Consider the following 20,873-nt stretch of genomic DNA (forward strand, 5'->3'; position numbering starts at 1 on the left):
TGGATTAAGGCTAAATATGATATCGATCATTCTTAATGACCGATTAATATTTGAAATTTGAGGGAAATAGGATACAGATGTGTCGGTTTATCCCCGCAATATTGCTTTGCCTTCTGATCTTTTCCTGCGATAAACCCAGGGATAAGATCAAACCTACTTTTGGCCCCATCTCTGAGTTTGTTTATGCCTCGGTAAATATACAGCCAGACAGCCTTTACGAGGTTTTTTCGGCAGTAAATGGTATCCTGGAAAAGGAATTTGTGGTAGAAGGAGATACAGTAGAACCTGGACAACCCCTCCTCCAGATCATAAACAGCAATCCCCGGCTGAATACCAAAAATGCCCTGCTTGCTTATGATCTGGCTAAAAAGAACCTTAGCGGTAACAGTACCATTCTAAGCGGAATTAAGGAAGAGATCGAGACCGCCAGGTTAAAACTAAATAATGATTCCATTTACTTTAAGAGGCAGGAAAAGCTCTGGCAGCAGGAAATTGGTTCTAAGGTCACTTATGAACAAAAAAAGCTAGAATACGAATTATCGAAAAATCAGCTTGAGTTACTTCAGAACAAATACAGTAGAACCAGGAACGAACTGGAGACCCAACTGCAACAGGCCTATAACAATTATAAGAATTCCCTGATAATCACCGAGGATTATACTATAACCTCAAAGATCAACGGGATGGTCTATGCTTTATATAAGAAAAAGGGTGAGAGCGTGACCACCATAGAGCCCATTGCCAGCCTGGGTAGTGCTTCGGTTTTTGTGATAGAGATGCTGGTAGACGAAGTAGATATCGTAAAACTGCAAAAAGGCCAGCAGTGTTTTGTTGTATTAGACGCTTACGAAAATGAGGTTTTTAAAGCGGTTATTCATAAAATATATCCGAAAAAAGACCAAATGAACCAAACCTTTAAGGTAGAGGCTAGATTTACAGATATACCTCCCACCCTCTACCCTGGCCTATCGGGCGAAGCTAATATTCTTATAGGCCAGAAAGAGAACACCCTGAGCATTCCCCGCGACTATCTCATTGAAGACTCAAAGGTAAGCACCGACGATGGGATGATTAAAGTACAGGTTGGGATGGAAAACCTGGAAATGGTGGAAATCCTTTCGGGCATTACTAAAGACACCTGGATCTATAGACCTTCTCCATGACCAACTGGAATTTAATACTGAGTATTGCCAGGACACATTTGCTGAGCAAGTTCCGACAAACGGCTATCGCAGCCCTGGGAGTCACTTTTGGTATCGGCTCCTATATTAGCCTGGTTGGTTTTATGACGGGTTTAAACCAGATGCTGGACAGCCTTATTCTGAATCAAACCCCTCACGTGCATATCTATAATGAGATTCAGGCCTCGGAAGATCAGCCGGCAGATCTTTTTTCAGAATTTGAGAATAGCCTTAAAATGATCCATTCCATCAAACCAAGGCAGACACAGAAAAAGATCCACAATGCCCTGCCAATAATTGATCTCATAGAGAAAGAAGAACCGGTGCTTGCTGCCATCCCCCAGGTTAAAACTCAAATCTTTTATATTTCAGGTTCCATAGAACTTGGCGGCAATTTAACCGGGATCGATGCCATGCAGGAAGTACGTTATTTCAATTTTGGGGATTATCTTATAGAGGGTGAACCCCAGTCCCTGGAAAATGTTGATAATGCTATTTTCCTGGGAGCCGGAGTAGCCAAAAAGCTAGCTATATCCATTGGCGACAGGCTGCAGATAAGCACAGTTAAAGGGGGAAGTTTCCCGCTAAAGGTCGCTGGGATCTTCCAAAGCGGCATTGCTGACCTGGACAATATACAGAGTTTCGCTTCCATTAAGACGGTACAGCGAATTCTGGGAGAACCTGAAAATTATATAACCGATATCAACGTAAAGCTTAAAGACATAGATTATGCTCCGATACTTGCCAACAAGATCCAAGAACAGTTCAGGCTGGAGGCCGTAGATATAAATACGGCCAATGCCCAGTTCGAAACCGGCTCTACCATAAGAAACCTCATAACTTATGCTGTTTCTATTACCCTACTCATCGTAGCCGGCTTTGGCATCTATAATATCCTGAATATGCTTATATATGAAAAAATGAACGATATCGCGATCCTTAAAGCTACCGGGTTTTCGGGTAAGGACGTCCAAATGATCTTTATGAGTCAGGCGATGCTTATCGGTTTCATTGGTGGCTTACTGGGATTGCTGATAGGTTATATCCTTTCCAGAGTAATAGATAACATCCCTTTTCAAACAGAAGCCCTGCCCACCATCAAGACCTATCCAATTAATTACGATCCCTGGTTCTACCTGATAGGAATAGGTTTCGCGCTAATATCGACATTCCTGGCGGGTTATTTACCCTCGCATAGAGCAAAAAAAATAGATCCCGTAGATATCATCAGGAGACAATAAAACTAGATATGAAGAGGCTGCTGGAAACTAGAAATATAAACAAGTATTTTAAAAAGCCTGTGCTTTTCCATGTACTTAGGGATATCAATTTTAAAGTGGAGCCCGGTGAATTTGTGTCCATCATGGGAAAGTCCGGCTGCGGAAAATCTACACTTTTATACATTCTTTCTACCATGGATACAGATTATGAGGGTGAGCTCTGGCTTAATGACCAGCTTATTACAGGGCAGGCTTCAAATGAATTGTCTCGAATCCGTAATGAACATATAGGCTTTGTATTCCAGTTCCATTACTTGCTTCCGGAATTTACAGTACTGGAAAACGTAATGCTGCCCGCCAGGAAGCTGGCACGAAAAGATCTTCCCGAAATTGAACATGACGCGATCGAAAAACTCAGGATACTGGGTATAGAAGGACTAGCAATGAAAAAAGCTTCCCGAATTTCTGGAGGAGAAAAACAAAGAGTAGCTATTGCCAGGTCGCTTATCAATGAACCAATGATCATCATGGGAGATGAACCTACGGGTAACCTGGATACCTATAATTCAGAAATTGTTTTTAATATATTCAGGGAGTTAAGCAATGATCAGGGCTTATCCCTGCTTGTAGTCACGCACGACGAGGATTTTGCCGCAAAAACCGACCGGATCATTAGAATGGAAGATGGAAAGATCTTGGATTAAACAAAAGGGCTTTGCTCCTTAAAAGAAAAAAAGTGATGCAAAAGCACCACTTTTTTGATTGTCGGGATGACTGGATTCGAACCAGCGACCCCACGCACCCCATGCGTATACGCTACCAGACTGCGCCACATCCCGAATAAAATACGCCCAGTTATAGTTTATAGAAGTTTAAGCTTCTTTGGAGCAGCCCGCCCTGGGCGTGGACGAAGGGCTATCCCCAAGTTGGCTGCAAATTAAACCGCTTTATTTTAATTTTCAAAATAAACTTATACCGAGTTGCTCTTTAAAAAGTCTTTTACCTCCCGCAGGTAGATATCCGGTCTTTCCAGCCAGCCATAATGCCCGCACCTGGGCATTACCACCAGTTTGGAATCTGGAAGGGTAGCATGTGCTTTTTCAGCGATATGTACCGGCGCGACCTCGTTTTTTCCGGTAAGGATCAGGACCGGTTTACTGAACCTGCTCATTTCTTCAGTCACATCAAATCCTATCCTGGCCAGATCGTTCCATAAGATGGTATTGATAAGGTTATTGCCCTGGGTAAGCCTTTCAGCGATCCTGGGTGCAAGACTTTTATCGTATAAATAAGCCGCAGCCAGAAACCTGGCGCGCTTCAGAGCCATTTCCCTGGACGTATCTCCCAGGCTTATCCTGGTGGAATAATAGGTTAAAGAATCCCGTTCGGTCTGGTCTAGCCTGGACAGGATATCGAAACTATCTGTGATCTCCAGGTCCATTCCGCCGGAATGTGACTGTATCATCGCTTTTACCCGGTGGGGATATTTTGCGGCATAGGCATAGGCCAGCATTCCTCCAAAAGAATGCCCCAGGATGATCCACTGTTCAAAATCCAGGTGCTCTCGCAAGGCTTCAATATCATCCAGCATTAGTTCCAGGCTTAGGGTAGATGTCCCGGGTTCTTTCAGTTTAGATCTTCCCGTACCCCTCTGGTCATAAATAATACTCTTGTTACTTTCTGAAAGTATTTTGGCCAGAGCAGCAAAACCATGACTATTCATACCCGGACCGCCATTGATGATCAAAAGCGGCTCACCTGTGCCGAAGGTTTGATAGGAGATCCTTCCATCTTCGGTAGCAAAAGATTCATAATGCTGTGCCAGGAACATTTCAGGAAGTAGCACAAATAGGAATAGGATTATCAGGGCTTTCATAACTGATGTTGTTATCCCTGAAAATTAGTGAAATTTCGGATAAATTTTGCTTCAGGATTTAGTGATCTTAAATCCCTTTCTGGTCATGGTCCCCCAACCTGAAGTAATATCAAATAGTTTCTTGTAATAACCTTTCATCTGCCCGAAAAGCAAAAGCGGGTGGTAATAGAAGGGCTCCAGGTAAGCAGCAAGTAATAATTCCACTACCTGTTTGGGTTTGGTGTAATGATCAAAACTTTTTACATACATGAATATTGCGATGGTAGAAAAGACACATCCTACCAGGTAGGCGGCAAAAGAAAGCAGAATGGCGAATGGCCAATGTATCCAGCCCAGCAAACCAAAGGCGATGATACAGATCACCCCGAGAAATTCCACGATAGGAGCACCGAACTCAAAGAAAAGCCAGTAAGGATAATATAGCATCCCCATTTTGCTGTATTTCCTGTTAAAGAAAAGATCTTTGTGCAGACTGATGGTTTCCCACAAACCTCTTGCCCAGCGATCCCTCTGCCGTATCAGTATATTATAATCTGAAGGAGCTTCGGTCCAGCATAATGTTTCTGGAAGGTACACCACCTTATATGGAATTTTCTTTTCTTCCATATGTTTTCTTAGACGTATGCAAAGTTCCAGGTCTTCACCCACTGTTTTAGGATTGAATCCGCCTACCTCGATCACTCTTTTCCTGGGATACATCCCAAAGGCCCCGGAAATTAGCATTAGGCCGTTAACCTCACTCCAGGCCATTCTTCCCAAAAGGAAAGCACGAATGTATTCCACCACCTGGTTCATAGGGATAAGCCTGGATGGCAACCTAAGTTCAGCCAGGATCCCGTTCTTGATCACCGAATCGTTGGCGATACCTATACCCCCACCGCAACCAATGATCTCCTTGTCATCTTCTTCCAGGTAAGGACGCACCATTTTCAGAATAGCGTCCTGTTCAATGATACAGTCAACATCGGTAAAGATCACCAATTCTGTAGTAGCGAAATTCACCCCGGCATTGATGGAATCGGCCTTTCCCCCATTGTTCTTATCGATCACCGTTAGGTGAGTGTATTTCTTTTTCCGGCTTTTATAGATATGTTTTACCGAAGCCGTAGGAATAGGCTGGGTAATAAAGGTTGCATCCTGTTGCTCCAGGTCGAATTCCTCGATCAGTTTTTCCAGGGAATCATCTTTACTCCCATCATTTACAAGTATAAGCTCATAATACGGATACTGAATGGAAAGCAAGGATTTTACATTTTCTATGATGGTAAGACCTTCATTATAGGCCGGTGCGATCACGGTCACTGAAGGAATATCGGTGGCACTTACTATATCCTCTTCCCTTAGGAAAATAGATCTTTGCTTGGTTCGCTTAATAGATCTCCTTGCCAGGATAATACCTGAAAGATAAAGGGTCACCAGACTGGCACCGTATCCAATGAACAGGAAGACACTTATCCAGTAGATATAATAACTGCCAAAAAAGCTTTCTGCACTATCCCACATTCAGCACTGAGTTTGGATATTGCTCATAGTAGAATTCCTGCACCTTCTCCTTATAACCATTGTTCCAGAGGATCTCGGCGATACTCAGTTTCAGGTCATCATTGGTTCCATATAATTGCCTCATATAAAAATCCAGGTCTATTTCAGAATTTTGGTAGATATAGTCCAGTAACTGTCCCTGCTGAGTGGCATCTGGGATATCGTCATAAAGGTTCTTAATGTACTCCATGGTAGAAGAAGAGACCGCAAAGGTTTTGATACAATAAATGGCAGTTTCCCGAACTTCGTAATCTTCATGGTTCAGGTTATCTACGATGTAACCGGTTTCGGCATGCAGTTCATATTTCCTGATGATGCGCATTAGTAATTTTATACCGAATAGCCTGTCAGTTTTATAGGCACGGTGCAGCCATTTTAATTCTGGCTTAGGGTAAAGATCGTAAAGCTTTTCCACGATCTTGATCTGTTGCCACAGGGTCATATTTCTTTTCAGGTAAGGTAGAAAACGTAAGCTTTCCCAGCCAAGGAAAACTACCAGCGCGATCTGGGCTTCCCGTCTTACATAGATATTCTTGTCGTTCCTGTATTTAAATATCTCATCAAAATACTGGGACTGGTTCATTTCATATAGTTCCCTAATCCCCCTTGCCTGCCTGTACCAGTTCCAGCTGGAGATCTTTTTAACCGAAACTCCGTAAGGCGGGATCTGGGTATAAAGCCTCTGCAGCTTATAAAAGTTACTTCCCACGATAGTTCTCTGGGTTCGTATCATAAGCCTGATAAGGAACTGGATATTATTTTTATTCTTTTCCTTAATCCCCACATTCCTCAGGGTTCGGGTAATTTCCGTAAGGGTCAAAGGCTTTTTAGGATCCTCATAAAGGTACCTGCTCACAATATCGGCAAAGGTAATTTCTATCTTTTCCAGGCGGGCGGTCCTGTTCCTGCGGTAAGTAAGACTAACTGCGATAGAGATCCAGTAGATCACAAGGATCGAAAAAACAACAGCTATAAAATAAAGTATAGTTGTTTCATCCATTAGTAAGCCTGTATAATTGCTTCGATCTCGTCAAGGTCTATGGGCACAGCATAAAACCCGGTAATATCCCGCAATGCGAAAATCTCCTGTTTTATTTTATCCTGTCCCATGTTCGTTACGATCAATAAGTTCTTATGCAGAAGGATCTCCTGTATCTGGGCTACAAATTCCAGCGGGGCAATGCCTTCAAACAAAATATCTGTTATTATGAAATCATAATTGGTTTGCTGATCCTCAATATTAAGAGCATCGAGCGACCTAATTGCCCTACATTCAAAGTTGTTGAGCTTCACCAGCCTTTCCAGTATCTTTAGGATAATTATATCCTCCTGAATTACCAGCACTTTTCTCATCAGGTCATATTTACTTTGAAATATAACAAATCCAATAGGAAATCATACATTTTATAGAAAAATAAGGCCATTTATCCCATTTTTTGCATAAATCAAGAAAGAAAAATCCTTCCAGAAAATTGTTTTTCCAACTGCCTCTGATCGTGGGTTAAAACTTACGCAAGAATACGTTAATTGGATTTATTATTTCAAAAATTCTCGGCTGAAAATTAAAATATTTTTAAACTCTTATTCGCCTCAATTTCCTTAAAGCTATTATATTGCGGGCACTTTTAACCGGGATCTCCAGGCTGCATTAAAACCCGAATCGTATGAATTTCGTTAATTTTTGAAGTGCATATAAATCCCGTTAAAAAGCAACAACCCCAAATTATGAAGATCAAAATTGCCCCCCTGCTTATCTTTTTTCTGATGATTTCCATTTATTCCTGCCCAATAATGGCCCAGGAGGAACTAACCACAGATGAATTATTCACTGCGGCAAGAACGGCAGCTTTTGATGAAGATGATTATCCCAAAGCCATAAAGCTTACCAAATTGGCACTTGAAAAAAGCCCGGCTTATGCTGACGTAAGGATCTTTTTGGGAAGGCTGTATACCTGGAGTGATAAAAATGCGGAAGCCAGAAAAGCTTTTCAGCAGGTTCTGGAAGAAAATCCCGGGCATGAAGATGCCTCCCTGGCCTACGCCAGCCTGGAATACTGGAACGATAATTCGAAGAAGGCGCTCGAAATCGTAAATAACGGGCTGGAAAAACATTCAAGGTCTGAAGACCTTTTACTCTTAAAAGCGCGACTGGAAAAAGACCTGCAAATGTATTCTGAAGCCGGGAAGACCGTAGACCGCTTACTTAAGATCAATCCTAAATTAAGCCAGGCACGTTCGCTGGGCGAATCTATAAGGAATGTTTCCTCAAGGAACCAGGTGGGTGTAGATTATGAATATGTATATTTCGACAACAGGTTCGATGATCCCTGGCACCTGGCCAGTGTGGATTTTTCCAGGAGTACAAAAATAGGCTCTGTAATTGGTCGGGTGAATTACGCAAATCGTTTTCAGTCTAACGGAACCCAGTTCAATATAGACGCTTATCCAAGTATTTCAGACACCTTTTACGCTTATTTGAGTGGTGGGATAGCCAGTAGTGGCAGCATCTTCCCCGAATATCGTGCCGGCGCATCACTGTTTGCCAACCTTCCCGCCGCCTTTGAAGGCGAAGTGGGCTTCAGGATGCTTAGTTTCGACGAGAAAACATGGATCTATACGGCTTCAGTAGGAAAATATATCAGCAATTTCTGGCTGAACGCGAGAACCTTTATTACGCCAGATAATGACAACGTTTCCCATTCTTATTCCCTGAACATTCGTTACTATATTGCAGGAGCGAATGACTTTTTAAGCCTTAGCGTGGGTACGGGAGTAGACCCAGACGATAATGCCAACAATATCCTTTATGCCGGCGATGAGACCTATAAGCTCAGGTCTAACAACATTAGCCTGGGATATCGCGTGAGCATTAAAAGCACCAACGTGTTTTTTGTAAATGCCAGCCTGGAAGACCAGGAATATGCACCTGAAACCCGTGGCAACCAGTTTTCAGTTGGAGTGGGATATTTTAAGAGGTTCTAAATGAGAAAGAAGCTTTCAAGAGGATTCATTTTTCTAATCATCGCCATTCCGCTGTTTATGTGGCTGGCCTGGCTGCTAACTCCCAATACTAAACTGGTGCTGGCCATTATAGATAAAACCGTTCTTACCCAAAAAGGTCAGGAACATATCTCCCTTAACTGGGTTTTGAACCATGAAAAATACACGAAAACTTCAGATAAAGCCTATAAGGTAAGCCAGGATTATTTTGGTTTCTTTCCCAGGGAGAATGAGAAGTATAAACTTAAAGGCCTGGAGAGGTTTTCTTACTCCAAACTCAACCAGCTTAGCAATGATGCCGACCTGGTCTATTTTACCGACACCTACGGCATCTACAACAATGAATGGTTTCATGATGGAGACGTCAATGAACGCTCCGGAATACTCTATGGTGGCTTAAGCGATAAGGATTTGGAACTCCTGAAACTTATGAAGGAAAAAGGAAAGCTCATCATTACCGAATTCAACACCATTGGCTCACCTACCGAAAGGGAGAACAGGAAAAGTTTCGAGCAACTTTTTCAGCTTAAATGGACCGGATGGACGGCCAGGTATTTTAATAACCTTGACATTAGGGAAAACAAGGAGATTCCGGCATGGCTGGTAAGGAACTATAAGAGAAGTCACCGTGGCGACTGGCCCTTTAAAAAATCTGGGATCGCTTTTGTAAATGAACAGGACGAGGTCGTGATCCTTGAAGAAAGTACTCACCTGGAGCGCTCTATGCCACATATTTTAACCGGAAGAGAGTTCCAGGACCTATACGATCTTCCCGAAAGCATTAAATATCCCTTTTGGTTCGATATCATGGTTCCCAATACCCAGGTGAACCAGGTGGTTTCCCGTTTTGATATTGAAGTGAATTCAAAGGGAAAGGAAGAGCTTAGAAAAAATAATATTCCCGTAACTTTCCCGGCGGTGACCAGGCACCTGGATGATGAATACAGGTTCTTTTATTTTTCAGGTGACTTTGCTGATAATCCGGTGCCCCTGGAAAGTTCCTATTTTAAATGGATAGGCTTCTTCAAAAACTTTTTCTATGACCAGAGAAATGTTATGGAAAGGGGTAGTTTCTTCTGGAATTTCTACAAACCACTTCTCAGCAATATCCTGGAGGATTACCAAAAACAAGAAATTTAGATCCTATTTTAAATATTTCCTGGCAATAGAATCCGGGATCAGTTTTTTACCTCTGATTATATCAGAATTCTTTCTTTTGAACTGGTTAAAAGCGCTTTTTAATTCCTCTTTTTTAACCTCATCCTTAACCATCGTTTCCCTGAAATCGCGGTTGATTCTAAACAGGTCTTCTCCGTTCAAATGATATTCTCCCATTACGAAATCCCTTAGTTCTGTTTTGGTTTGCTTTAGCGGGATATTATTAATATTCTGAAAGCTTCTGGTTGTATCCAGTCCCCTGCCCACAAAACTGTTTATTTGCGGCGCCTTCAGGCCGTAATTATTCTTCAGGAATGATACCAGGCTTGGGGCCAGGTCAAAATGAGAAGAAACAGCTTCGAATTCTCCGGTCCTTTTCAGCAGCGGAGAATAGATGATCATAGGCACGTGATAACGGTCCAGTTTAGAGGCCATGGGAATCTCGGGAATTCGGTGGTCCCCGGTAATGATAAAAATAGTATTCTCAAATTCCTCTTTTTTGCTGTAAGCATGGATGAAATTCTTCAGTGCATCGTCTGCAAAAAGAATACTACTGTACTGTTTTTTATAATTTCTATAATCTTTCTTTTTTTCTTCGCTAAAACCGAATGCCTCGAGTTTTTCTTCAAATTTCTGGTTATACTTTTCGGTTTCATCAATAATGAATGGGCTGTGCATGCTTACTGTTAACAGAAAATCCAGGCCAGGTTTAGAAGAAGTCTCCTGTTTGCTTTTAAAGTAATACCGGAATAGTTCCTTGTCCCCATATCCCCAGGTAAATCCTGTAGCTGAAGCTGGGATCTTCTTATAGCCCGCGGGGAAATCATCCTCATCAAGAATATGGTCTACATTATTCATTCTAAGATAGGTCTCCATTTTATCGAATTCAGAATTTCCACCGTAATAGAAAGAGGTCTCGTATGAATTGTTCTTCAATAAGTTAAGCAGAGACATTTGCTGAGGCATTTCCGCCTGCATTTCCATGAACCCGTTATCGGCAAATGGCAGGGAACCAAGAAGCGATGGCAGAACAGCAAAAGTTCGCCCACCGTTACTCAAAAAGTTAGGCCAGTAAAGGCTTTTACGTGAAAGCGAATCCAAAAAAGGAGTAAAATTCCCCAGGTAAGCGCCTTTATTAGAAAATGCCCTTCCCAGACCTTCTACAGTAATAATAACAATATTGGGAGCCTTCTCACCTTTCTCAAAAAATGGGGAAAGCACATCCCTGTTCAGCTCCCTGCGCAAAAACGGAAATTCTCCTTCCTCGACATAATCAACGGGCTCCGCCTGGGCAAACTGGTTGATAAAATCACCCAGATAACTTTCTGAATAAATATCAGGCTCATACAGTTCCGGATTAAAATGCTCATAAGCCGCGGCATAAAAATAATCTGACTTATTCTTAACCAAGTTTCTTGCAAAATCTGTAGAAAGTTCGCTGCTGTCATTAATTTCAGAAATGCCTGAGATCAGGAAGACCAATGAAATTATGGGGAATGCAAGTGCCACCCACCGGCCTGGCTTCAGCTTACGGGGTAACTTAAAAAGGGAGAAGCCAAGAACAACGGTAAAACCTATAAAAACCAGGATAGGGATCAATTTAATGCTTCCAGAAGCTCCAACAGTTTGAGTGATCTCCTGCAAGGAATAACCAAAAAGATCACTTCCCAGCATTAGCAAGGTGGTATTAAAATAGAATACCAGCATGAGCTCCATGGCAAAGAACAAGATGATAAATGCCTTAAAAGCACCGGTAATTATTTTTGAAATCAATAGATAGAATCCCACGTAGACCAGGTAAACCGGGAGCAGATAAGCGAATAGAAATTTAAGGTCTTCCAGTATACTCCAGCTCCACAGGCTGAAAAAACCTTCATCAACACTATGCCTGGAGATCCCCATCCATACCTCTACCGCACTAAGAACGATAAGAAATCCCAGGAAAATCAGGGCCAAAATGGCAAATTCACTGGTGGCTTTCCAAAATTTATTTTCAAAGCTGTTCCTAGCTTTCTTAGAGAATGATTTCATAGTAGGTCAATATGAGGCTGATATTTTCGAAGTGCCTTTCAAAGGGCTGCTTAGAGAAGGCATACAAATGAATGAAAAAAATCTGACTCTTTGAATATCAAATATATCATTGAGGAAGCTCCTCCTAAATTCAAAATCAAGCAACTGATCTTCAATCACCTGAGGATTAAATTCCCTTAAAAAGGTTGATGCTTATAATTCTGATCACTAAATAATCTTAGTTAACACTTAAATAAAAACCTTATTATCAATGTCTTACATCATTGATTTTAAAATAAATCCAACAATTTTCCCCTTTAAATGATGTTTTTAGAAGCATTCCATTTCCTGAATTGAATGCATCATTATTCCCAGATTCTACCTATCTGAAATTCTTAAGCTTCATAAAGACAATTCGAGATCATAATCTCTAAAATTACATGAATTTAACACTACTTCCTTGCGAGTATTATGATTGCAGAATACTTTTGCACGCCGAATGAAAAACGCATTTGAAAAATATTTTCTTTCGTTAGTATTTATCCTGATAAGTGGATTTGCACTTCTTCACGCGAATTCCTTTTTCGATGCTAACTATAATTTCAATGAGGTAGAAGAGATTCACCTTAGCGAAAATTCAAATGCTGAATTCCAGGTACACCCTGCCCCTATTCAAAATTCAGATTACGAAAAAGTTTTTATTGAGCTTACTGAAAGTGAGGAGCTGGAAATGCTTTCCAAAGCAGCCAAAAAGAATCTTTTATTATTCGCAGGCAATGTCTTCGCTGTCTTTTTCTATGTTTTCCTCTGGGAAACGAACCTTGGCAAATCTTTATTTTCCAGGTTTTCCACTGCACCTATTAGAACTGGCCTGAGCAAAAGGCATATACAGTTCGAGTTTTTTCGAATTTAGAATTTACGACTTCAGGCATACCCAGGGTATGCGATAACATTGTTCTCAAAGGCATTTGAGAACGATATGGCGCGTCATGTCTTCATTTGACCGCCCCAGCACTTTTCAATTTCAATTATAAAATTCATTTAATTATGAAGAAAGTCCCAATTTTTATTGGTCTAATTGCCGTATTGTTCAATATCGGCTGCAATTCTCACGCAGAAGAGAAACATGAAGAGAGAACCTACGAGGTTACCAATCCTGTTTACAAGGATACTTCGATCACCAAAGAATACCTCGCCCAGATCCATTCCATCAGGCATATCGAACTAAGGGCCATGGAAAAAGGTTACCTGAAAAGCATCCTGGTAGATGAAGGTGATTTTGTTAAAAAAGGACAGTTGATGTTTCAGATCATGCCCAATATCTACCAGGCAGAACTTCAGAAATCTAAAGCTGAAGCAGAAGCCGCTTCCATAGAATATGAAAACACCAAGCTGCTGGCAGATAGTGATGTGGTTTCACCTAACGAATTAGCCCTGGCCAAGGTTAACTACGACAAGGCAAAAGCCGAAGTTGCCCTGGCCGAAACCCACCTTGGTTTCACCAACATAAGGGCTCCCTTCGATGGTATCATGGACCACCTGCATGTTCGGGAAGGCAGTATGCTTGAGGAAGGTGAATTACTTACTACGCTTTCAGACAACGAAAAGATGTGGGTATACTTCAACGTAAAAGAGGCTGAATACTTGGATTACATCATGAGTGCCGATCGCGATAAGAAAAAGGAAGTTGAACTTTTATTAGCTAACAACCGGAAGTTCAATCAGTCCGGGATCGTAGAAACCATAGAGGGTGAATTCGATAATGAGACCGGAAATATCGCCTTTCGTGCCACTTTCCCAAATCCCGATGGAATTCTAAGGAACGGTGAAACCGGGAATATCCTGATGAACATTCCCCTGCAACATGCCCTGCTAATCCCCCAGAAAGCAACTTTCGAGGTACTGGACAAAAAATATGTTTTCGTAGTTGGCGAGGATAATGTCGTAAGGCAAAAGGAGATCAAGATAGGATCTGAAATCCAGCACCTGTTCGTAGTAGAAGATGGGCTTAAACCAGATGACAAGATCCTGTTGGAAGGAATCCGCCTGGTAAAGGATGGTGAGGAGATCAGTTACGACCTTAAGGAGCCTGAAACGGTTCTGGCCCACCTGGATATTTACGCCGAGTAAAACCCTAAATCTTTAGAAAATGTTTAAAAAGTTTATAAAAAGACCGGTACTCGCCATCGTGATCTCGGTGATGATCGTATTTATTGGTACGCTGGCCATCAAGCAACTGCCTATTTCGCAGTTTCCGCAGATCGCCCCTACAACCGTAAATATCTTTATCGCTTACCCGGGGTCAAGTGCAGATGTACTGGTAAAATCTACCCTCATTCCGCTGGAAACGGCGATAAACGGGGTACAGGATATGCGATATATAGCTTCCGACGCCACCAGTGCTGGGGAAGGAACGCTAAGAGTGATCTTTGAACCGGGAGTAGATCCCAATGATGCGGTGGTCCGGGTCAAGACCCGGGTAGACCAGGTCATGCCTTTACTCCCCGAGCTGGTGCAGCGGGAAGGTGTGATCATCACCCCGGTACAGCCGAGTATGCTTATGTACGTGAACCTGTACAGTAAGAATAAGGATACCGATGAGAAGTTCCTCTATAATTATGCTTACACTCGAATTGTTCCTGAAATCCAGCGGATCAAAGGGATCGCCAATGCACAGATCCTGGGAAGTAGAAAGTATGCCATGCGCGTCTGGCTGAAACCGGACAGAATGCGGGCTTACAATATTTCTGCGGAAGAGATCCTGGAAGCCATGGAAGACCAGAGTATCCTGGCCCGGCCGGGTAGGATCGGGAGAAGTTCCGGGAAAAGCGCCCAGGCGCTGGAATATGTGCTCACCTATCGCGATCGCTACAGTGAACCCGAAGAATACGAGGATATCATCATTACTTCTAATGAAGAAGGACAAACAGTAAGTCTCGGAGATGTGGCCAATGTGGAACTGGGAAGTGAGTTCTTTGATATTTACTCCAACCTTGACGGGAAACCTTCGGCATCTATAGTTCTCAAGCAAACCTTTGGGAGTAATGGTAGCGATGTGATCAAAGACGTTAAGGAGAAACTGAAAGAACTTAAACAGGACCTGCCTCCAGGCGTAGATTACGAGATAAGTTATGATGTTTCCAACTTCCTGGACGCTTCGATAGAACAGGTGCTGCACACTCTTAGGGATGCATTTATCCTGGTTGCCATCGTGGTATTCTTATTCCTTGGTGACTGGAGATCAACTTTGATCCCTATTATCGCGGTGCCGGTATCGCTTATCGGGGCATTCTTCGTGATGCAGCTATTTGGCCTCTCCATCAACCTCATCACCCTGTTTGCGCTGGTTCTGGCCATCGGGATCGTGGTAGATGACGCTATTGTGGTGGTAGAAGCCGTCCACCTCAAAATGGAAGAAAAGAACCTCACCCCTTACCAGGCAGCCGTTGAGGCGCTTGGAGAAATTGGAGGAGCTATCCTGGCGATCACTATGGTCATGGTATCGGTATTTATCCCCATCTCGTTCATGTCTGGACCGGTAGGAGTATTTTACCGACAGTTCTCTATCACCATGGCCGGAGCTATTGTTATTTCGGCAGTGGTGGCGCTAACCCTTACCCCTGTTCTTTGCGCCATGTTGCTGAAGAATAACCACGGAAAACCAAGAAAAAAATCGCCTATAAACAGGTTCATAGACTGGTTTAACCGAGGATTTGAAAGATTGACCGGCAGATATGTAGGCTTCCTTAAGTATATCGTAAACCGAAGGGTACTTACTTTCGGAATTTTGCTGGCCTTTTGCGCCGGGATATTCGTAACCAATAAGGTATTGCCTTCAGGTTTTATTCCGAATGAAGACCAGGGAATGATCTACGCCATCGTACAAACCCCTCCGGGGGCGACTTTGGAGCGTACGAATGAAGTAGCCCAGAAGCTGATGAAGATCAGTGAAGAGATCGAAGGCGTGGAATCTGTTTCATCCCTTGCCGGGTACGAGATCATGACCGAAGGTCGTGGTTCCAACGCCGGTACCTGTTTGATCAACCTTAAACCCTGGAGCGAGAGACAGCATTCGGTTCACGAGATCATGGAAGAACTCGAGGAAGAATCTAAAGACCTGGGTGCGGTGATCGAATTTTTTGAACCGCCGGCGGTACCAGGTTTTGGTTCTTCGGGAGGTTTCTCCCTGAGATTGCTCGACAAGACCAACTCCACCGATTACCAGGAATTCGAAAGGATCAATAACGACTTCCTCGAAGCGCTTGGCGAACGAAAAGAGCTAAGCGGATTGTTCACCTTTTTTGCGGCAAATTATCCGCAGTATGAACTCCAGATCAATAATAAGGCAGCCATGCAAAAAGGTGTTTCCATTGGTAAGGCCATGGAAAACCTGAACATTCTTATTGGTAGTACTTATGAACAGGGCTTCATTAAATATGGTAGGTTCTTCAAGGTCTATACCCAAGCCGCTCCGGAATACCGAGCCATGCCGAAAGACCTGGAGCAACTTTATGTGAAGAATGAAGAAGGAGAAATGGTGCCCTACTCTGCTTTTATGAAACTGGAGAAAAAACTCGGGCCTAACGAGATCACCAGGTATAACCTTTATAATTCCGCGGCTATACGTGGTTTACCGGCTAAAGGTTACACCAGTGCAGATGCCATCCAGGCTATTCGTGAAGTGGCTAAGGAAAAACTTCCGCGTGGTTATGATATCGCCTGGGAAGGACTTTCTTATGATGAAGCCAATCGTGGAAATGACGCGCTGTATATTTTCATCATCGTGCTCATTTTCGTGTACTTCGTGCTGGCTGCGCAATACGAAAGTTTCCTGTTGCCGCTGGCCGTATTACTTTCTCTGCCCATAGGGATCTTCGGTTCCTTCTTATTGCTGAAGTTAATGGGACTTTCTAATGACGTATATGCCCAGATCGGGATGATCATGCTTATTGGTCTCCTTGGTAAGAACGCCGTGTTGATCGTGGAATTCGCAGTGTTGAAGCGTCGTGAAGGAGCCACGGTTCTCGAGGCAGCTATCGAAGGTGCGCGGATGCGTTTCCGTCCTATCCTCATGACTTCGTTCGCCTTTATCGCGGGACTTATTCCATTGGTGATCGCTACCGGTGCCGGCGCCATAGGGAACCGAACCATTGGAGGTTCGGCCATGGGTGGAATGTTGCTGGGTACCCTGTTCGGGGTGCTGATTATCCCCGGCCTTTATTACATCTTCGGAAAAATGGCCGATGGCAAGAGCCTTATCAGGGATGAACATGATGAGCCGATGAGCGAGGAATTCTTCAGAAATAAAGATGGAGAAGGCCAGATTAGAAGCCGATTAAGGAAGATGAACAAGAAACTGAAAAAACTAATGAAAAAAGAGGAAGAACATGTTTAGGCTTTATAAACTCAGATACACCAAAGTATTCCTTCTTGGAGCACTGGCCGTAATTTCAATTTACGGCTGTGTGCCCACCAGGGATGTTAGGGAAGAAAAGACCGCTCTACCCGATAAGTTTGGGGAAATTCAGAGCAAGGATACTTTGAACACTGCGAACCTCAACTGGAGAGAATTCTTTCAGGACCCTCAATTGATAGCTTTGATAGATACTGCGCTGGTGAACAACCAGGAACTGAATATCATGCTGCAGCAGGTATCCATGGCCAAAAACGAGATCAGGGCCAGGAAAGGAGAATATCTGCCTTCTGTAAACATTGGCGCAGCTGCCGAAGTTGAGAAAGTGGGTCGTTATACCAGCCAGGGTGCCAGCGATGCCAATACAGACATTAGACCCGGAGAGGAATTTCCGGAGCCTCTGCCGGGATATTCGGTGGGAGCTTTTGCCTCCTGGGAGATCGATGTATGGAAGAAACTTCGTAATTCGAAAAAGGCAGCGGTGATGGAATACCTGTCTACGGTAGAAGGAAAGAACTTTATGATCACCAATCTCATTTCTGAGATCGCGGAATCTTACTACGAGCTTCAGGCCCTGGATAATGAACTGGCGATCATAGAGCAGAACCTGGAGATTCAGGCTAACGCCCTTAAAACATTGAAACTTCAGAAGCAGGCGGCAAAAGCTACCGAACTTGGAGTAAGAAGATTCCAGGCTGAAGTTTTGAAAAATCAGAGTGAATTGTACGAGGTGAAACAGGAGATCACCGAAACCGAGAATAAACTGAATTTCCTGATAGGAAGAACTCCTAAGCCTATACAAAGGAGTTCGAATGATTTCCTCGAAAAGAAAATGGATAGCATTTCCACGGGGATTCCCTCTCAGCTGTTACAGAATCGTCCGGATATACGGCAGGCAGAATTTGAGCTGGCCGCAGCCAAACTGGACACCAGGGTAGCGCGGGCCAATTTCTATCCTTCTTTCGCCATCAACGCGGGAGTAGGACTGGAAGCTTTCAGCACAAAATTCCTGACCTCTACCCCCGAATCTCTGCTATACTATCTTGCCGGAGACATGGTCGCCCCACTTATTAACCGGAATGCGATCAAGGCTGAATACGCCACGGCAAACGACCGGCAGCTACAGGCAATTTTCGAATATGAAAAGACCATTCTGAATGCTTTTATCGAGGTTAAGAATGGAGTTTCCAGGATAGAAAACCTGAGGAAAAGCTATGAATTGAAAGAGCAGCAGGTTGAAGCACTCACCGAATCTATTGAACTGACCAATAAATTATTCAGGTCGGCAAGGGCAGATTATCTAGAGGTGCTGCTTACCCAAAGAGAATCTCTGGAATCCAGAATGGAACTGGTGGAAACCAGAAAGGACCAACTTTTAGCCCGGGTAACTTTATACAAGAACCTAGGAGGGGGTTGGAAGTAGTTAAATTCGATTAGCTGAATTTGAAAGGCCATTTTTAATTAAATGGCCTTTTTTTATCATCAACTTTTAGTAACCTAGGTTACATTCAACCCGCTGTGGAAAATTTATATTCGCTTCCATGCTAGCCAGGATCATTATATCAACTTCACTAATCTTTCTCTTCCTGGGAAAACTTATTATCGTAGAGGCTCATTTACTGAATGTGATCTCTGAAGGAAGCATAACGATCGTGAACCCGAATTGTAAGAAAAAGAGAGCCACAGAGAGCAAAAAACCTTCATTTTCTGGTAAGGATACAACAGCTCACCACCAGATATTTCAAATAGCTCATTTATGCAATTCTTATTATAATAAAGTTTCTTTTGAATGGTCCATAGCTTTTCCTAAACAAATTTCTTTGAAAAAGCTGGGTATTATTTCAAATGACTACCTGTTCTATCCTGAGCAACATTCCCCTCCCCCAAAAATTGCGTGAACTACCCTCAATTTATTGAAGCTATCCTGAAAGTTGCTTCATCACTTTTATTAATTTAAATCACGCATAATGACGAATAAGATCCAAATTAATCGTCGTTCCATACAGTTATTGCGAATTCTGGTTAGCGGTATTTTCTTGGTCGCAGGTGGAAATCATTTGCTGAATACCGGGAAAACAGTCCGCCGGCTTGAACAGGCCAGTTTCAAGGGAATCGCCTATTTCTTTGGTGACCCCGAATGGCTGGTCATCCTCTCCGGAATCGTAATGCTGGCAGCAGGTTTCCTATTTCTTATAGGATATAAAACCCGGTGGGCGGCAATCATATTACTACTAGTATTAATCCCCATAACGCTGTCTGTTCAGGTGGGTCAGATAAACACGCTTGGACCACTTTTCAAAAACATAGCAATTCTTGGTGGTCTTTTATTTTTTGTAATGAACGACACCGATCAACTTTTTAAAATCAAATAGAATGAAAACGATTATTTATAGCAGTATTATAATTTTACTAAGTGTCTTTGCAGGAAATGAAGCAAAGGCCCAACATGACAGTTCATATAACTATGTTGTACTAACAAAAAAGCTTACCCAATTGAAACCGATCTTACTAACGGCTGAAAATCTGAAAGAGAAAGACGGGGACAGATTCGGAGAATTCCAGGTAATCATTTGTGGAAAAACTATTGAAGATATTACCAAGCCAGAAAAGATCGATAAATTCAGAACCATGGTAGATAAGATCGGAGTTCAACTGGTAGCCTGTGGCTTTTCCCTGAATAAATTTGAAGTGGATATTGAAAAAGTTCCTTCAGACATAAAAATCGTCGAAAACGGGATTCTCTATAACTTCGAACTTCAGAAAAAAGGATATTTAAGTTTAGGCCTATAGCGATAAGATCAAATATCAGAAAGAAGAAAGCCTGTCACAAATCGATAGGCTTTCTCGTTTTATCAATTCTAGTACCTGCATGATCCTGAGTTTGGTATTTGTGCTCACCAAAATCCAATCAGGCTTCGCCCTTTGTCTTTTTGTTTGTTTTCAATCTGAAGTAAACTTCGATTTTCTCCAAACAAAAAATCCAACCACGGTGTGTGATTGGATTTTTATGGTCGGGGTGGCAGGATTCGAACCTGCGGCCTCCTGCTCCCAAAGCAGGCGCGATAACCGGGCTACGCTACACCCCGATGGTCATCAATATACCGTTTTGCTCCTCGTTTTTTAATCTTTTTCTCCAAATTCATAGCTTCAGAGCGATTATCAACTTCTATTTGCAAAACAATTTTCCAGGGATATCCACTTTTAGTAGAATTCACTCTCCCTGAATTGTGTCTTTTTAATCTTTCATCGATATCTGCAGTCTGACCTACATAATATCTAGAACTTTTTTCACTATAAAGAATGTAAACAAACATCTTTTAAGTCTTACGTTTCGGCGGCCTTCCCGCTTCAGGCGGGACGCGATAACCGGGCTACGCTACACCCCGAAATGGCTTTTCAACCATAATTGGGCGGCAAATATAAGAATTATTAATCTCCCACAATGAAAACTTTTAATTTTTTATATCTTAGTT

At 42.6% G+C, this 20,873-nt stretch carries 18 protein-coding genes and 2 tRNA genes; 12 read left to right on the forward strand and 8 right to left on the reverse strand.

The features are described 5' to 3' along the window. Positions 1 to 77 precede the first annotated feature (77 nt). From FLP08_RS13090 to FLP08_RS13100, 3 genes are read left to right on the forward strand one after another with little or no spacing between them, the layout of a single operon-like run. Positions 78 to 1,163 carry an efflux RND transporter periplasmic adaptor subunit gene (locus tag FLP08_RS13090; RefSeq protein WP_156277301.1) on the forward strand — a complete coding sequence of 362 codons (1,086 nt, stop codon included), beginning with the start codon at positions 78 to 80 and terminating at the stop codon, positions 1,161 to 1,163. Continuing rightward, on the forward strand, positions 1,160 to 2,422 hold the full coding sequence (locus FLP08_RS13095; RefSeq protein WP_156277303.1) for an ABC transporter permease: 1,263 nt from the start codon (positions 1,160 to 1,162) through the stop codon (positions 2,420 to 2,422). The genes FLP08_RS13090 and FLP08_RS13095 overlap by 4 nt, the downstream gene beginning before the upstream one ends. Positions 2,423 to 2,430: 8 nt before the next feature. After that, positions 2,431 to 3,105: an ABC transporter ATP-binding protein gene (locus FLP08_RS13100; protein WP_156277304.1), complete on the forward strand. Its 675-nt coding sequence runs from the start codon at positions 2,431 to 2,433 to the stop codon at positions 3,103 to 3,105. 61 nt (positions 3,106 to 3,166) lie between these two features. Here FLP08_RS13100 and FLP08_RS13105 read toward each other — a convergent pair. The 5 genes from FLP08_RS13105 to FLP08_RS13125 all read right to left on the reverse strand — a co-directional run bounded on the left by FLP08_RS13105 (position 3,167) and on the right by FLP08_RS13125 (position 7,172). After that, positions 3,167 to 3,240: transfer RNA gene (locus FLP08_RS13105), tRNA-Pro, on the reverse strand. A 131-nt stretch (positions 3,241 to 3,371) separates the two neighbouring features. Then, the gene (locus tag FLP08_RS13110; protein ID WP_156277305.1) at positions 3,372 to 4,277 is read right to left on the reverse strand and encodes an alpha/beta fold hydrolase; all 906 of its coding nucleotides are present in this window, start codon (positions 4,275 to 4,277) and stop codon (positions 3,372 to 3,374) included. A 51-nt stretch (positions 4,278 to 4,328) separates the two neighbouring features. Next, positions 4,329 to 5,780, reverse strand: a complete 1,452-nt coding sequence (locus tag FLP08_RS13115) for a glycosyltransferase family 2 protein (protein WP_156277307.1) — start codon at positions 5,778 to 5,780, stop codon at positions 4,329 to 4,331. Next, complete coding sequence (locus FLP08_RS13120; RefSeq protein ID WP_156277309.1) at positions 5,770 to 6,819, reverse strand: hypothetical protein; 1,050 nt, start codon at positions 6,817 to 6,819, stop codon at positions 5,770 to 5,772. Before FLP08_RS13120 ends, FLP08_RS13115 begins: the two co-directional genes overlap by 11 nt. Next, on the reverse strand, positions 6,819 to 7,172 hold the full coding sequence (locus FLP08_RS13125; protein ID WP_156277311.1) for a DNA-binding transcriptional response regulator: 354 nt from the start codon (positions 7,170 to 7,172) through the stop codon (positions 6,819 to 6,821). The genes FLP08_RS13120 and FLP08_RS13125 overlap by 1 nt, the downstream gene beginning before the upstream one ends. A 372-nt stretch (positions 7,173 to 7,544) precedes the next feature. Here FLP08_RS13125 and FLP08_RS13130 point away from each other — a divergent pair, with 372 nt between their 5' ends. Together FLP08_RS13130 and FLP08_RS13135 are read left to right on the forward strand one after the other, a co-directional pair. Then, the gene (locus tag FLP08_RS13130) at positions 7,545 to 8,801 is read left to right on the forward strand and encodes a YaiO family outer membrane beta-barrel protein (protein ID WP_156277313.1); all 1,257 of its coding nucleotides are present in this window, start codon (positions 7,545 to 7,547) and stop codon (positions 8,799 to 8,801) included. Beyond that, positions 8,802 to 9,959, forward strand: coding sequence for a hypothetical protein (locus FLP08_RS13135; RefSeq protein ID WP_156277315.1), 1,158 nt, complete (start codon positions 8,802 to 8,804; stop codon positions 9,957 to 9,959). Positions 9,960 to 9,962: 3 nt separating this feature from the next. On the opposite strand, the gene FLP08_RS13140 is transcribed toward FLP08_RS13135, so the two are convergent. Continuing rightward, a complete protein-coding gene (locus FLP08_RS13140; RefSeq protein WP_156277317.1) occupies positions 9,963 to 12,008 on the reverse strand; it encodes an LTA synthase family protein in 2,046 nt (681 codons plus the stop codon). 478 nt (positions 12,009 to 12,486) lie between these two features. Here FLP08_RS13140 and FLP08_RS13145 point away from each other — a divergent pair, with 478 nt between their 5' ends. The 7 genes from FLP08_RS13145 (at position 12,487) to FLP08_RS13175 (ending at position 20,190) form a co-directional block, all read left to right on the forward strand. Further along, positions 12,487 to 12,900: a hypothetical protein gene (locus FLP08_RS13145; protein ID WP_156277319.1), complete on the forward strand. Its 414-nt coding sequence runs from the start codon at positions 12,487 to 12,489 to the stop codon at positions 12,898 to 12,900. A 134-nt stretch (positions 12,901 to 13,034) separates the two neighbouring features. Then, positions 13,035 to 14,117, forward strand: a complete 1,083-nt coding sequence (locus FLP08_RS13150; protein ID WP_156277321.1) for an efflux RND transporter periplasmic adaptor subunit — start codon at positions 13,035 to 13,037, stop codon at positions 14,115 to 14,117. Positions 14,118 to 14,136: 19 nt separating this feature from the next. Next, positions 14,137 to 17,382 (forward strand): efflux RND transporter permease subunit, encoded by a 3,246-nt coding sequence (locus FLP08_RS13155; protein WP_156277323.1) that lies wholly within the window; start codon positions 14,137 to 14,139, stop codon positions 17,380 to 17,382. Continuing rightward, the gene (locus FLP08_RS13160) at positions 17,375 to 18,823 is read left to right on the forward strand and encodes a TolC family protein (protein ID WP_156277325.1); all 1,449 of its coding nucleotides are present in this window, start codon (positions 17,375 to 17,377) and stop codon (positions 18,821 to 18,823) included. Before FLP08_RS13155 ends, FLP08_RS13160 begins: the two co-directional genes overlap by 8 nt. Positions 18,824 to 18,941: 118 nt before the next feature. Continuing rightward, positions 18,942 to 19,298, forward strand: coding sequence for a hypothetical protein (locus tag FLP08_RS13165; protein ID WP_156277327.1), 357 nt, complete (start codon positions 18,942 to 18,944; stop codon positions 19,296 to 19,298). A gap of 69 nt (positions 19,299 to 19,367) precedes the next feature. Then, on the forward strand, positions 19,368 to 19,772 hold the full coding sequence (locus FLP08_RS13170; RefSeq protein ID WP_156277329.1) for a DoxX family protein: 405 nt from the start codon (positions 19,368 to 19,370) through the stop codon (positions 19,770 to 19,772). 1 nt (position 19,773) lies between these two features. Further along, positions 19,774 to 20,190, forward strand: coding sequence for a DsrE family protein (locus FLP08_RS13175; RefSeq protein WP_156277331.1), 417 nt, complete (start codon positions 19,774 to 19,776; stop codon positions 20,188 to 20,190). A gap of 218 nt (positions 20,191 to 20,408) precedes the next feature. Here FLP08_RS13175 and FLP08_RS13180 read toward each other — a convergent pair. Together FLP08_RS13180 and FLP08_RS13185 are read right to left on the reverse strand one after the other, a co-directional pair. Further along, a tRNA-Pro gene (locus tag FLP08_RS13180) sits at positions 20,409 to 20,486 on the reverse strand. Further along, positions 20,472 to 20,714, reverse strand: coding sequence for a GIY-YIG nuclease family protein (locus FLP08_RS13185; protein WP_108172039.1), 243 nt, complete (start codon positions 20,712 to 20,714; stop codon positions 20,472 to 20,474). The genes FLP08_RS13180 and FLP08_RS13185 overlap by 15 nt, the downstream gene beginning before the upstream one ends. Positions 20,715 to 20,873 lie beyond the last annotated feature (159 nt).

Source organism: Christiangramia aestuarii (assembly GCF_009735585.1).
Taxonomy (GTDB): Bacteria; Bacteroidota; Bacteroidia; order Flavobacteriales; family Flavobacteriaceae; genus Christiangramia; species Christiangramia aestuarii.

Bases quoted from the DNA above. Each gene is read 5' to 3' on its own strand.
- FLP08_RS13090 (WP_156277301.1), top strand. From the start codon at position 78: ATGTGTCGGTTTATCCCCGCAATATTGCTTTGCCTTCTGATCTTTTCC.
- FLP08_RS13095 (WP_156277303.1), top strand. From the start codon at position 1,160: ATGACCAACTGGAATTTAATACTGAGTATTGCCAGGACACATTTGCTG.
- FLP08_RS13100 (WP_156277304.1), top strand. From the start codon at position 2,431: ATGAAGAGGCTGCTGGAAACTAGAAATATAAACAAGTATTTTAAAAAG.
- FLP08_RS13110 (WP_156277305.1), bottom strand. From the start codon at position 4,277: ATGAAAGCCCTGATAATCCTATTCCTATTTGTGCTACTTCCTGAAATG.
- FLP08_RS13115 (WP_156277307.1), bottom strand. From the start codon at position 5,780: ATGTGGGATAGTGCAGAAAGCTTTTTTGGCAGTTATTATATCTACTGG.
- FLP08_RS13120 (WP_156277309.1), bottom strand. From the start codon at position 6,819: ATGGATGAAACAACTATACTTTATTTTATAGCTGTTGTTTTTTCGATC.
- FLP08_RS13125 (WP_156277311.1), bottom strand. From the start codon at position 7,172: ATGAGAAAAGTGCTGGTAATTCAGGAGGATATAATTATCCTAAAGATA.
- FLP08_RS13130 (WP_156277313.1), top strand. From the start codon at position 7,545: ATGAAGATCAAAATTGCCCCCCTGCTTATCTTTTTTCTGATGATTTCC.
- FLP08_RS13135 (WP_156277315.1), top strand. From the start codon at position 8,802: ATGAGAAAGAAGCTTTCAAGAGGATTCATTTTTCTAATCATCGCCATT.
- FLP08_RS13140 (WP_156277317.1), bottom strand. From the start codon at position 12,008: ATGAAATCATTCTCTAAGAAAGCTAGGAACAGCTTTGAAAATAAATTT.
- FLP08_RS13145 (WP_156277319.1), top strand. From the start codon at position 12,487: ATGAAAAACGCATTTGAAAAATATTTTCTTTCGTTAGTATTTATCCTG.
- FLP08_RS13150 (WP_156277321.1), top strand. From the start codon at position 13,035: ATGAAGAAAGTCCCAATTTTTATTGGTCTAATTGCCGTATTGTTCAAT.
- FLP08_RS13155 (WP_156277323.1), top strand. From the start codon at position 14,137: ATGTTTAAAAAGTTTATAAAAAGACCGGTACTCGCCATCGTGATCTCG.
- FLP08_RS13160 (WP_156277325.1), top strand. From the start codon at position 17,375: ATGTTTAGGCTTTATAAACTCAGATACACCAAAGTATTCCTTCTTGGA.
- FLP08_RS13165 (WP_156277327.1), top strand. From the start codon at position 18,942: ATGCTAGCCAGGATCATTATATCAACTTCACTAATCTTTCTCTTCCTG.
- FLP08_RS13170 (WP_156277329.1), top strand. From the start codon at position 19,368: ATGACGAATAAGATCCAAATTAATCGTCGTTCCATACAGTTATTGCGA.
- FLP08_RS13175 (WP_156277331.1), top strand. From the start codon at position 19,774: ATGAAAACGATTATTTATAGCAGTATTATAATTTTACTAAGTGTCTTT.
- FLP08_RS13185 (WP_108172039.1), bottom strand. From the start codon at position 20,714: ATGTTTGTTTACATTCTTTATAGTGAAAAAAGTTCTAGATATTATGTA.